The organism is Amycolatopsis sp. WAC 04169, from assembly GCF_003947535.1.
Lineage (GTDB): Bacteria > Actinomycetota > Actinomycetes > Mycobacteriales > Pseudonocardiaceae > Amycolatopsis > Amycolatopsis keratiniphila.
The window spans coordinates 511,778-523,925 of sequence record NZ_QHJI01000005.1 but is presented as its reverse complement, the minus strand read 5'-3'; the positions used below and the strand labels follow the sequence as shown (position 1 = coordinate 523,925).

13 protein-coding genes are annotated in these 12,148 nt (G+C 69.4%); 5 read left to right on the top strand and 8 right to left on the bottom strand.

The window, feature by feature from the left end; genetic code table 11:
* Nucleotides 1-96: 96 nt before the first annotated feature.
* Nucleotides 97-1,005, top strand: coding sequence for an SDR family oxidoreductase (locus tag DMC61_RS15200; RefSeq protein WP_043848359.1), 909 nt, complete (start codon nucleotides 97-99; stop codon nucleotides 1,003-1,005).
* Here DMC61_RS15200 and DMC61_RS15195 read toward each other — a convergent pair.
* Complete coding sequence (locus DMC61_RS15195) at nucleotides 996-2,516, bottom strand: PH domain-containing protein (protein ID WP_125689812.1); 1,521 nt, start codon at nucleotides 2,514-2,516, stop codon at nucleotides 996-998. The two genes, DMC61_RS15200 and DMC61_RS15195, sit on opposite strands and share 10 nt — an antisense overlap.
* Nucleotides 2,513-3,052, bottom strand: coding sequence for a PH domain-containing protein (locus DMC61_RS15190; RefSeq protein WP_063272495.1), 540 nt, complete (start codon nucleotides 3,050-3,052; stop codon nucleotides 2,513-2,515). Before DMC61_RS15190 ends, DMC61_RS15195 begins: the two co-directional genes overlap by 4 nt.
* A 105-nt stretch (nucleotides 3,053-3,157) precedes the next feature.
* On the opposite strand from DMC61_RS15190, the gene DMC61_RS15185 reads away from it, so the two are divergent.
* Complete coding sequence (locus tag DMC61_RS15185) at nucleotides 3,158-4,078, top strand: proteasome assembly chaperone family protein (RefSeq protein WP_037341262.1); 921 nt, start codon at nucleotides 3,158-3,160, stop codon at nucleotides 4,076-4,078.
* A gap of 337 nt (nucleotides 4,079-4,415) precedes the next feature.
* Here DMC61_RS15185 and DMC61_RS15180 read toward each other — a convergent pair whose 3' ends face one another.
* Nucleotides 4,416-5,069: an NAD(P)-dependent oxidoreductase gene (locus DMC61_RS15180; protein ID WP_083715474.1), complete on the bottom strand. Its 654-nt coding sequence runs from the start codon at nucleotides 5,067-5,069 to the stop codon at nucleotides 4,416-4,418.
* Nucleotides 5,070-5,211: 142 nt separating this feature from the next.
* Between DMC61_RS15180 and DMC61_RS15175 the strand changes: the two genes are divergently transcribed.
* Nucleotides 5,212-6,036, top strand: a complete 825-nt coding sequence (locus DMC61_RS15175; RefSeq protein ID WP_233594812.1) for a class I SAM-dependent methyltransferase — start codon at nucleotides 5,212-5,214, stop codon at nucleotides 6,034-6,036.
* On the opposite strand, the gene DMC61_RS15170 is transcribed toward DMC61_RS15175, so the two are convergent.
* Nucleotides 6,033-6,359: a YciI family protein gene (locus DMC61_RS15170; RefSeq protein WP_125689811.1), complete on the bottom strand. Its 327-nt coding sequence runs from the start codon at nucleotides 6,357-6,359 to the stop codon at nucleotides 6,033-6,035. The genes DMC61_RS15175 and DMC61_RS15170 overlap by 4 nt on opposite strands.
* A gap of 48 nt (nucleotides 6,360-6,407) precedes the next feature.
* Here DMC61_RS15170 and DMC61_RS15165 point away from each other — a divergent pair, with 48 nt between their 5' ends.
* The gene (locus DMC61_RS15165) at nucleotides 6,408-6,785 is read left to right on the top strand and encodes a hemerythrin domain-containing protein (RefSeq protein WP_233594811.1); all 378 of its coding nucleotides are present in this window, start codon (nucleotides 6,408-6,410) and stop codon (nucleotides 6,783-6,785) included.
* Between the two features lie 167 nt (nucleotides 6,786-6,952).
* Entirely contained in the window at nucleotides 6,953-7,756 is an 804-nt protein-coding gene (locus DMC61_RS15160) for a hypothetical protein (RefSeq protein ID WP_233594826.1), read from the top strand.
* A 44-nt stretch (nucleotides 7,757-7,800) separates the two neighbouring features.
* On the opposite strand, the gene DMC61_RS15155 is transcribed toward DMC61_RS15160, so the two are convergent.
* The 4 genes from DMC61_RS15155 to DMC61_RS15140 form a co-directional block, all read right to left on the bottom strand.
* A complete protein-coding gene (locus DMC61_RS15155) occupies nucleotides 7,801-9,021 on the bottom strand; it encodes an RNA polymerase sigma factor (RefSeq protein ID WP_125689810.1) in 1,221 nt (406 codons plus the stop codon).
* Nucleotides 9,022-9,417, bottom strand: a complete 396-nt coding sequence (locus DMC61_RS15150; RefSeq protein WP_233594825.1) for a YciI family protein — start codon at nucleotides 9,415-9,417, stop codon at nucleotides 9,022-9,024.
* A gap of 105 nt (nucleotides 9,418-9,522) precedes the next feature.
* The gene (locus tag DMC61_RS15145) at nucleotides 9,523-10,515 is read right to left on the bottom strand and encodes an isopenicillin N synthase family oxygenase (protein WP_125689808.1); all 993 of its coding nucleotides are present in this window, start codon (nucleotides 10,513-10,515) and stop codon (nucleotides 9,523-9,525) included.
* Between the two features lie 31 nt (nucleotides 10,516-10,546).
* Entirely contained in the window at nucleotides 10,547-12,124 is a 1,578-nt protein-coding gene (locus DMC61_RS15140) for a DHA2 family efflux MFS transporter permease subunit (RefSeq protein WP_125689807.1), read from the bottom strand.
* Between the last annotated feature and the right edge of the window lie 24 nt (nucleotides 12,125-12,148).

The following is a 12,148-nucleotide window of genomic DNA, read 5'->3' as shown; positions in this document are numbered from 1 at the left end:
GAGAATCACGAAGAGTCAAGAAAGTAGCACATTGTGTGAATTGCGGACCAGGGACTTTGGTCCACGAACAAGCGGACTTCTTGCTAGGTTCGGGCCATGGAAAAGCCATTGGCGGGCAAGATCGCGTTGGTCGCCGGGGCGACTCGCGGAGCAGGCCGGGGAATAGCGGTCCAGCTGGGTGCCGCCGGCGCGACCGTTTACGTGACCGGTCGCAGTACCGCCTCCCGGCGGTCGGAAATGAATCGCCCGGAGACGATCGAGGAGACGGCGGCGCTCGTCGACGAAGCGGGCGGGCGCGGGATCGCGATCGGTGTGGACCATTTGGCGGCGGACCAGGTCCGCGAACTGGTGGAACGGATCGACGCCGAACAGGGCGCGTTGCACGTGCTGGTCAACGACATCTACGGCGCGCCCATCGAATGGGACAAGACCGTCTGGGAGTCCACTTTGGACATCGGGCTGCGGACGCTGCGGCTCGCGATCGACACGCATGCGATCACCAGTCATTTCGCGCTGCCGCTCATGATCAGGAATCCGGGCGCGCTGGTCGTCGAGGTCAACGACGGCACCACCGAGTACAACTCGGAGAACTACCGCGTTTCGTTCTTCTACGATCTCGCCAAGACCGCGGTGAACCGGATGGCGTTCGCGCTCGGGCACGAATTGGCACCGCATGGCGGTACCGCGGTGGCCGTCACGCCGGGCTGGTTGCGTTCCGAAGCGATGCTCGACGCTTATCGGGTGACGGAAGAGAATTGGCGCGACGCGACGAAGGTGCAGCCGCACTTCGCCATTTCCGAAAGCCCCGCGTTCGTCGGCAGGGCGGTCGCGGCGCTGGCCGGCGACGCGGAAGTCGCCCGCTGGAACGGGAAATCGATGTCCAGTGGCGAATTGGCGAAGGAATACGGATTCACCGACCTCGACGGCAGCAGGCCCGACTGCTGGCGCTATCTCGTCGAAGTCCAGGACCCCGGCCTGCCCGCGGACGTCACCGGCTATCGCTGAGCATCCCGGCGAAGGAAGGGCGTGAGCAGACCGGGCGCGGCCCGCTCGGCCATCGCCAGCCCGGCCGATTCGCCGACGTCGACCACCTGATAGCCGCCCTTGCCCGCCGCGATCGGGGCCGTCACGGTGATCAACCCGGCGCGGCGCTGGAAGAACGAGCGGCTGACGACGACCCCGGTGAGGCCCTCCCGCCGGATCGCCACCGTCGCCCGCGCCAGCGAACCGGACCGGCTGACCAGGTAGCGCCCGACGATCGCGTGGCCGAGGTTGCGGTAGCGATCCCAGCCCACCAGCGCGGCGAACGGCACCAGACCGAGCGCGACCTGCCACATCCACGACGGCAGGAAATCGATCCAGGCCAACCCGAACAGCGCCGCCGCGAGCAGCAGCACGCCGCCGACAGCGCGGGTCAGCCGTCTTGTCAGCGCCCGTCGCGGATGCCGGTTCAGTGGCACGGTGGCCGGGTCGAAGTTCTCCCGCAGCACCTCGGCCGCGACCTCGTGGACCCGGCCGACGGGGGCGGGCGGCAGCAGGAGCCCGCCGCCCTTGTCCCCGCCCTTGCCCTCGCGCAGCCCGCCCGCGATCGCGGTGAGCCGTGCCCCGCCCGCGATCCGCAGCGGCAGCGGCTCCTTCACTTCGACACCACGAAGCCGTTCTTCTTCGATGGACACCGAACGCGTGGTGATCAGCCCGCGCCGGACGTGGAGGGTGCCCTCGGATTCCCTGGTGAGCTTGAAGTTCCAGAACGACAGCACGTAGCCGCCGACGGACAGCAGCGAGACGACCACGAGCAGGCCGAACGCCGCGACGACCACGATCAGCCACAGTGCCGTGTTCGCCAGATCGTCCAGGAGATCCCGCAGCGGTCCGACGTTCTCCGGGGCGATGTTCAGCTGGTGCGCGAAATGCCAGACCGCGGCGAACATCGCGCCCACCACGGCGAGCCCGGACAGTGTGAACGGCGCGTACCGCACCCACTTCCGGTCGACCTCCGCCACGACCTGTTCGGGAGGTTTCGTCTCGGCTTCCGGAGAGATTTCCTTGCGGTGCAACAGAACTGTGCGCAGGCGGTGTGCTTCGGTCTGGCTGACGGCGTCGAGCACCAGCTGGTCGTTGCCCGCGCCCTGGGCCAGTGAATGCCGTCCGGTGCCGATGCGCACGGCACTGAGGGAGAACAAGCGGTGCTTCGGTTCCGACGTGACGTCGACCGTGCGGATCCGGTCCAGCGGGATCGCGCGATGTTTGCGCAGCAGCAGGCCCGTGGTCCATTCCACCTGGCCGTCCGCGACGCGGTACCGCGATGTGAGGACATGGGAGACGCCGACGAGCACGGTCAGCGCGGTGACGCCCAGGCCGAACCACTCCCAGCCGTTGCCCTGGCCGAGGATCACCGTCCCGATCAGGACCGGCAGCGATTTGACGACGTCGAGGACGGGGCGGATCAGCAGCATCCGGCGGTCGAGCCGATGCCACCGGCCGACGTCGGTTTCCGGTGGTGCCTCGGTGCTCATGTCGCGTCACCCGGCGTGGCCTGCGTCGTCCTGGTGAGTTCCGCGACCAGCGCGAGCGCCTGGGCGTGGTCGAGACCGGAGATCTTGACCGGGCCCGCGGCCGACGCCGTCGTCACGGTGATCTTCGCCAGCCGGAACAGCTGCTCGACCGGGTCGCGTTCGATGTCGACGGTCTGGATCCGCGAGATCGGCGCGATCCGCCAGTCCTGTTTGAGCCAGCCCTCCTGGGTGTACACGGCCTCGCCGGTGACCTCCCAGCGGTGGATCCGGTAGCGCCACTGCGGCATGACCAGCAGATGCAGGGGTGCGAGCACGCACGAGATCGTCAACGTCACCGTCAGCCACGTCGGCGCGTCGTCGCTCGTGAACACGAACACCGCTTGCGCCGCGACGAAGATCACCCAGCCGACCGCGGCCCATACCGTCCAGTAGCCGATGGCGCGCCTGCTCACCCGATTGGCGGGCGGACGCAGGCTGAGGGTCTCTTCCGTCACCCCTCCACCCTGCACCACCTCGGTGCGGACCGCCCACGACACCTGTCACGGACCGATAGGATTTCGGCCACGGCCGGCGGAATGGATACCCCCTATCGGGGCGTTGCCACCCGTAGACGGTTGCACGCACGAAACCTGGAGGATCTGGTGGCGCTGGACCCGGAAGACCTGTACGAGGTGGACTCGGACGTCCCTGACCTCGGCGGGGCCGTGCTCCTGCACTACTTCGACGGCTTCATGGACGCGGGGTCCGCGGGCAAGCTCGTCGCCGAGCAGCTCCTGAACTCCTCCGAGCACCGCGTCATCGCGCGGTTCGACGTCGACCGGCTCATCGACTACCGCTCGCGGCGCCCGGCGATGACCTACTCCATCGACCACTGGGAGGCCTACGACGCCCCCGAGCTGGTCGTCCACCTGCTGCACGACGCCGACGGCGTGCCGTTCCTGCTGCTCACCGGGCCGGAACCGGACCACGACTGGGAGCGGTTCTGCGCGGCCGTGCGCGGGCTGGTCGAACGCTGGGACGTCCGGCTCACCACCGGTTTCCACGGCATCCCGATGGGCGCGCCGCACACCCGCCCGCTCGGCGTGACCGCGCACGCGACGCGGAACGAGCTGGTCGGCGAACACCGCCCGCTGCCCAACCGGATGCAGGTGCCGGGCAGCATCGCCGGGCTGCTGGAGTTCCGCTTCGGCGAGTGGGGGCACGACGCGTCCGGGTTCGCCGCGCACGTGCCGCACTACCTGGCGGACTCGACGTACCCGAGCGCCGCGCTGAACCTGCTCGGCGCCGTCGCCGCGGCGACCGGGCTGAACCTGCCGGACGGGGAGCTGCGGGAGGCCTCGCACGAGGCGGAGGCCGAGATCGCCCGCCAGGTCGCCGGCTCGGAGAAGGTCGCCGACGTCGTGCGCGCGCTGGAGCAGCAGTACGACACGTTCATGGAGGCGTCGGGCAAGGAAAGCCTGCTCGCGGAGTCGGTCGAGCACATGCCGACCGCCGAGGAGCTGGGCAACCAGTTCGAGCGGTTCCTGGCCGAGCAGAACGGCGGGGACTCGCCGGAGCGCTGAGTCACGCTCGCGTGGCGCCGCACCTGTGTGCCTAGTCCGTGAAGGCCTCCTTGAGGGACCCAGGGTCCCTCAAGGAGGCCTTCACGGACTTCAGACCGGTAGGTCCAGAGGACAGAGTTGGCTCTGACTCGAATCGCCACTCACGACCATCTGTACGGAAACGGTGGTTTCGCGTGGTTGAGCGGACGGCGCGTGTGATCCGACGGACGACACACGTGACTGGATGGACGACACGGCCATGGCGAAGCCTCCGCCGTGAGTCGTCCGTCCAGACACTCGTGTCGTCCGCCGGATCACGTGTGTCGTCCATCCAGTCACGCTAGACCGCCAGTAGGTATCAGTAGTCGACGGCGACCATCGACTTCGAGTGCGCCGGCCGCTCGATCTCGTCGACCAGCGCGACCGCGAGATCCGCGTAGGAGAACGGTTTCGTGTCCTCCGCGCGCGGCAGCACCCGGTGGTCCCCGCTGCGGTACTCGCCCGTGCGCCCGGCGTGTTCGTCGAGCATCACCGGCGGCGGCGCGACGATCACCCAGTCGAGCCCGCCGCCGGACGCACGGAAGACCTCCAGCTCCGCCGTGTGCCCGAGTGAGAACTCACGGTGTTCGGGCGGCCAGCCCGGCTGGTCGTGGAAGGCGACGCCCGGCTCGATCTCCAGCGCCGATCCGACGCCGACGACGACCAGCCTCCCGACACCGGCCCGCCCGAGGCCGTCGATCAGCGCGTGCGCGGCGGCAGGGTAGTACTCGCGTGACGGGAGGTCCGCGCGGTAGACGGAACTGATCGCGGCGTCGTGCCCGGCGGCGGCCTTCGCGACGTCGTCCGCGTCGGTGACGTCGGCGGCGACCAAGGTGACGTTGTCCCCGGCGAGATCCGCATGGCGGCCGGGATCCCGCACCGCGGCGGTGACCAGGTACCCGCGGCTCACGGCTTCGGCGACCGCACGGCGCCCGGCGCGTCCGCCCGCCCCGAAGATGACGATGCTGCTCATCGTGCTCCTTTTCTTCTTGCCGGTACCCGAGTACCGGCTGCGAACGCGATGCTAGGAGCGGACCCCTCGGTTACCGCAACGAAACCGGGTCCGGGACGTTCTGGTCCCGTTCACTCGAACGGTGCTGGTGTATCGTCCCGGAATGCGTCACCTGGTACCCCATTCAGCCCTGAAGACCTTGGGCCGTTCGGCCCGCGGAACGTTCGGCCGGGGCCTGCACCGGCTCGCCCGGCGATTCCACGATCCTTATCCGGCGGAACTGGAACGGGTCGCCGCGGAATTGCGGGCGGAGATCATCCGGCAGGGGGACCGCTGTTTCGATCGGATCGTCGAGTTCGAAATCCGGAGCCGTCGCGACATCATCTACGCGGGCGACCAGGACGCGGCCCGGGACAGCAACCGGTTCGCCCGTGAGCACCTCACCGGGACCAAACACTTCGCCCGTCCGCAAGAGACTCTCGCGTACGCGCTTTCCCTTGCCCCGTCAGGGGGAATGGCTCTCGAATTCGGTGTCGCGAGCGGGAACACGCTGCGCGTGATCGCCGAGGCCCGCGGTGGCGTCGAGACCTACGGGTTCGACTGGTTCCAGGGCCTGCCGGAGAATTGGCTCAACGGCATGCCCGCCGGTTCGTTCGCGCGCGACGACCTGCCGGACGTCCCCGGCGCCGAACTCGTCGTCGGGCTTTTCGCCGACACGCTTCCCGGCTTTCTCGAGCGGCACGAAGGCACCGTCGATTTCCTTCACGTGGACGGCGATCTGTACAGCTCGGCGAAAACCGTGATCGACCTGGCCGGGCCGCGGCTGCGATCCGGCAGCATCGTGCACTTCGACGAGTTCTTCAATTACCCCGGCTGGCAGCGGCACGAGCACCGGGCGTGGCTGGAATACGTCGAACGAACCGGTGTCGAATTCGAATACGTGGCTTACACGTATGCCGACAACCAGGTCACCGTGCGGATCTCCTAAAGCATCTCGCGGACTTCGATCGTCCCGACCGCGGCCCACGGGTGGGCCTTCGCCGCCTCGACGGCTTGTTCACGGCTCTCGCATTCGAGGATGGCGATGCCGCCGATCTGTTCCTTCGTCTCGGCGAACGGGCCGTCGGTCAGCAGTGCCTCGCCGCCCCGGACGCGGACGGTCGTCGCCGACTCGGGCGGGTGCAGGCCCATCCCGGTGACGCGCAGGCCGCGCCGCGTCAGCTCCCCGGCCCAGTCGCGGCAGGGTTCGGTGATGTCCGTGTCGAGAGCGTCCTCGCCGATGGTTCCGCCGAGCATGAGCAGGTAGCGCACCGGTCCTCCTAGTCCGTCAGTCCGTCTTCGTACGCGCGCAGGGTATCGATGTTGCACCTGCTGGAAGTCGATGCCGCCCGCGGCCGCGCGATCGCCGATCAGCTGCTCGGCCATTGCGTGACCTTCTGCAACGACCTGCGGATGCATCATCTGCGCGAGGACGGCGCGTACACCGCGATCCAGAAGACCCATCCCGGGCTCGCGCCGGCGCTGGACCGGCTCCGCCGGGAGCACGAGACCGTATCCCGCGCCCTGCTCGATCTCGACGCTTTGCTTCAAGGCGGGGGAGACCTCGACGCCGTGCGCGAGAAGTTCGAGCGGGTCGCCGCCGGGCTGGAGGAACATTTCGCCTACGAGGAGGCGAATCTGCTTCCGGAGCTTCGTGGGAGCGGGGTGCCGGCCGCCCCGGTTACTCCGAGCGGGTGAGGCCGGCGGCCCACTTGGCGGGAGACGCCGGTAACGAACGTCCGTCGCCGGGCGACTGATCGTTGTCCGCACCGATCGGCGCGACGCCCCCGACCGGAATAGTGAGAAACCGAATGAAGCTTCGAAGAGCCTCACTCCTGTCTCTGGTGGCCGCAGTGGCCACGATCATGCTCGTGGCACCCACCTCCGCCCTCGCCGCCCCGCCGACCAGCGCGGTGGAGGTCTCGCCGACAACCGTCCAACGTGGACAGACGTTCACCGTGACGCAGACCGTGTACAACGCCGACGCGACGTCGACGATCGAGGGCGGCAAGGCGACGCTCTACGGCAAGGAATCCCCGCTGCCGGGGATCGTCGACCTGGTGTCCTGCCCCGGCGCGTTCGCCTGCGACATGCTCGGCGGCAGTATCCGCGGCGGCGTCGGCACCGTGACCCCCGGGCAGAGCAAGACCGTGGTGTTCACCTTCCGCGTCAAGGACGACGCGCCGCTGGGCGATGTCACGCTGCAGCACCAGTTCGTCGGCGACAACTACAGCTTCGAGATCCTCGACGGCCCCGTGCTGACCATCACCGGCACGCCGAGCGCGGCCGACCTCGGGGTCACGCTGACCGCGTCCCCGCGCGGGATCCTGACGTCGTCGATCGACTACACGGTCAAGGTCACGAACGCGGGCCCGGCCGCGGCGTCCGGCATCCGGGTGGTGTCGACCCTCGGCAACGGGCTGCGCTTCACCGGCTCGTCCGTCTGCTCGAACCCGAGCGGCACGAAGGTCGTCAATTGCGACTTCTCCTCGCTCGCGTCCGGAGCCAGTGCGACGGCGAAGTTCTCGGTGGCCGCGGGGCTGCTGAGCGTCGGGCCGGTCAAGACGACCGCGAAGATCACGCAGAGTTCCGTCGCCGACCCGAACGCGGCCAACGACACCGCGTCGTCGACCTGCACGGCGATCACCGGTCTTCTGCTCACCTGCTGAGCCCTGCCGTCCGGCACCCGCTCGCGAGCGGGTGCCGGACGGCGTCAGCGCAGTCGTTCGGCGCGAGCCCGGAGATAGCGCTGGTGGGGCAGGCCGGTCGCCAGCCGGGCGGCGTCCACATAGGACTCGACGGCTTCGGTGGTGTCCCCGGCCAATTCGAGCAGATGCGCGCGGGCGGCGTGGAAGCGGTGGTCGCCGGAGATCCGGTCGCCGAGCTTTTCCAACGCCGTCAAGCCTTCTCGTGGCCCCTCGGCCATCCCGACGGCGACGGCGTGGTTCAGCGCCACCACGGGATTGTCGGAGAGCCGCAGCAGAAGTTCGTAGAGTGCCATGATCTGCGGCCAGTCGGTCTCCGCCGCGCTCGGCGCCTCGTCGTGCAGCGCCGCGATCGCCGCCTGGATCTGGAACTGCCCGGTCGGCCCGTTCGGCAGCGCTTCGGACAGCAGCGCGATGCCCTCGGCGACGTACCCGGCGTTCCACCGGCCCCGGTCCTGTTCGGACATCGGGATCGGCGCGCCGTCCGGCCCCGTCCTCGCCGGACGGCGCGCGTCTGTGAGCAGCATCAGCGCGAGCAGGCCGGTGGCCTCGCTGTCGTCCGGCACCAGCCGGTGGACGATCCTGGCCAGCCGGATGGCTTCGGCGGAGAGATCGCTCCGCACCAGATCGGGGCCGGACGTGCTGGCGTAACCCTCGTTGAAGATCAGGTACAGCACGTGGAGCACCGCGTCGAGCCGTCCCGGTTCCGCCGGCAGGGCGAACGGGACACCGCTGGCCTTGATACCCGCCTTCGCGCGGCTGATCCGCCGGGTCATCGTCGCCTCGGGGACCAGGAACGCGCGCGCGATCTCCGCCGTGGTGAGCCCGCCGACCGCCCGCAGTGTCAGCGCGATCTGCGACGCGGGCGAGAGCGACGGATGACAGCACAGGAAGAGCAGGACGAGCGTGTCGTCCGAGTCGGCCGCCCGCCGGTCCGCCGCGGGCGCGAGGTGCTCCTCCGGCAGCTTCCACTGGACGACGGTGTCCTCGCGGCGACGCCGTGCCTGCTCGGCGCGGAGCAGGTCGGTCAGCCGCCGTGAGGCGACGGTGATGAGCCACGCGCGCGGATTCTCGGGCCGCCCTTCGGCCGGCCATTGCGTCGCGGCCGCGAGAAGCGCCTCCTGCGTCGCGTCCTCCGCCAGGTCGAAATGACCGTAGCGGCGGACGACGGCGCCGAGGACCTGCGGCGAAAGCTCGCGCAGCAGGTCTTCGACGCCGCTTTCCGGCACTTAGAGCTCCAGCTCTTCGAAGCTGTCGGCGCACGGCCGGATGTCGACGTACCAGTCGCGGCCGAGGTCGCTGCCCTCCGGATGCGGGGTGTTCGCCAGCTGGGCCGCGATCTCGGTCGCGCGGTCGTAGCTCGCGCAGTCGACGGTCGTGTACCCGACCAGGACCTCCTGCGTCTCGGCATACGGCCCGTCCGTGACCACAGGGGCGCCGTCACGCAGGGAGACGCGGCGGGCGTGCGCCGGCTGGGAAAGGCCCTGCGCGTCGACGAACTCGCCCGATTCGACCAGGTCGTTGTTCCACTTGGCCATGAACTCGTGCAGGGCCTTGACCTCGTCGACGCTCCAGGCGCCGCCGATGTCCGCGAGGTCCTTCTGCGACCCGAACATCATGATCATGTACTTCACGGTTCTCTCCTCTCGGCCGGCACCGTTTCGGCGCCTTCTGCCGGGGACGTCGGAGCCGCCGGACAGGACCGGACATCGTTCGCCGCGAATTCTCCCTCAGCTTCGGTCGGCCGCCGTGTTCATCGCGTCGGCCGGTGCCAAAGTGCGCCCGCCGGTGATCTTGGCGTAGAGGTGCGCACCGCCGAGGACGGGCGGATATTTCGGCGGGTTCCCGGCGGACTGGCAGGTCGGGAGGCATTCGAACCGCGCGTCGTGGTCGCCGTCGAAGAAGAACGCCACGCTGCGCCGTCGTGACGGCCCCGGCCCGGACGGCGGCACGACCCGGTGCAGGGTGGAGCGCCAGCGGTCGTTGGTCCACTGCGCGGTGAGATCGCCGAGGTTCACGACCAGCGCGTCTTCGGCGGGGATCACGTTGTGCCAGGCGCCGTCGGGGCCGTGGATCTGCAGGCCGGGGACGGGATCGGCGTAGAGGACGGTGACGATGCCGTAGTCCGTGTGCGCGCCGAGCCGCATCTGGCCGGGCAGGGGTTCGGGCGCTCCGGCCCGGCGCTCGAAGTGATTCACCCGCAAGGTGCGCGTCGGGTGCCGGGTGTACGCGCCGAGGTAGCCGTCGGGGAGCCCGAGCGCCTTCTCGAAGATCTCCAGCAGCACCCGCGCGACGCGGTGGGCTTCGTCGGCGTACTCGGTCAGCGCGGGCCGCAGGTGCTCCGGCCGGTCGGGCCAGATGTTCGGCACGAAGAAGCCGTACGGGTCTTCGCCGTCGATGTGCTCCGCGCCGATGACGAACGATTCCGACAGGTCGGGAGGTGTCGTCTCGCCGAGGCTGTACGCCAGCCCTTCGGTGCCTTCGGCGGCGTATCCGCGATCCGAAGCGCGGTCGGCGGGCGCGGAACGGAGCTTCTCCTCGACAGGGAGCGCGAAGAAGGCCGCGGTCGCTTCGCACAGGGCGTCGATCGTCGCCCGCGGGATGCCGTGCCCGACGACCTGCAGGAACCCCACGCGCGTCAACGCCTCGTCGACGGCGTGCGCGAGCTCCGCGCGGTCGCCGTTTTCCCAGGTGCTCAGATCGACCGTCGGTACGAGTGTCATGACGCGACGGTAGCCAGGGTGGCGCCGGTGATCACCGGGTCACGGTCATCCGATCGGGCGATCTGTCCTGCCCGATCGGCCCGCGCAGGCTCACCGCGCACACCACGCCGACGAGCAGCACGCCGGCGGGAAGAAGGAAGGCCACCTTGACGGCGTCCGTGAGGGCGGCACCGGTGACCTGGGCGACCAGCTCCCGTGCCTGGACGGGCAGATCCGCGGCCGCCTCGGGGACGCCGCCGAACTCGCCCGCCGCGACCGCCGAACCGGCCTCTCCGGCGAATCCGTCGATGAACCGCTGCCGGAACTCGGTGGGCAGCGCGGCGGCCGCTTCGTTCGCCCGGGCCACCATCGAGGCGCTGGTCCGCGCCTCCATCAGGACTCCGACGGCCGCCGCGCCGAGCACCCCGCCGACCTGGCGCGCGGTGTTGAAGATGCCCGACGCGCTGCCGACCAGCGACCGCTCGACGGAGTTGATGGTCACGTTGTTCATCGGGGAGAAGGTGAACCCGACGCCGAGCCCGCAGAGCAGCAGTCCGGGGAGCAGGGCCTGCGGCGAGCTCGCCGGGATGAGCACCTGCGAGACGACGCAGAGGCCGCCGCTCAGGGCGAGCATCCCCGACATCAGCAGGTACTTGGGGTTCACCCGGTCCGACAGTCTGCCCGCGAACGGCGCGACGCCGCCGGACACCACGGCGAGCGGCGCGATGAGCAGGCCGGCGTCGGCCGGGGACAGGCCGAGCACCGACTGGATGTAGACGACGAACACCAGGAGCATGCCGGTCATCGTGAAACCGACCGTCACCGCCGACGCGGTACCGAGGGAGAAGTCGCGGTGGCGGAAGATCCGCAACGGCAGCAGCGGTTCACGGCGGTTGGCCCGTTGCCACAGCACGAAAGCGCCCAGCAGCAGCACGCCGGCCCCGATGATGTCGAAGGCCGTCCCCCAGCCGTACGTCTGTCCATTTTGGATACCGAAGACGACGCAGACCAGACCGGCGCCGAAGAGCAGGATCCCGGGAACGTCGAAGCGGTGCGAGTTCCCCGGTCGCCAGTCGGGGACGAGGACGACGGTGAGCACCAGCGCGATCAACCCGACCGGGACGTTCGCGAAGAAGATCCACTCCCAGCCGAACTGATCGACGAGCAGGCCGCCCAGCACCGGGCCGGCGATCATGGCGAGGCCCGCGACACTGCCCCAGGCGCCCATGGCCGGGCCTCGTTCGTCCGGCGGGAACAGATGCGTGATGAAGGCCGTGGTCTGCGGGGTCATCAACGCGGCGCCGAAACCCTGCACCGCCCTGGCGACGATCAGCGTTTCCACGTCACCGGAAAGCCCGCACCACAGCGACGCCGCGGTGAACACCAGCAGCCCGGCGACGAAGACGCGCTTCGGCCCGAAGCGGTCGCCGAGCCTGCTGGCCGGCAGGATCGGGACGGCGTAGGCGAGCAGGTACACGCTGGTCACCCAGATCACCGCGGTCAGCTCGGTGCCGAGTTCGCGCACCATCGACGGCACCGCGATGTTCACGATGCTGATGTCCAGCATGACCATGAAGAAACCCAGGCACAGCGCGAAAAGCGCGGACCAGGGCCGGGTTCGCTTCGGCATCCGTCCTCCTGTTCCCGACGCCGG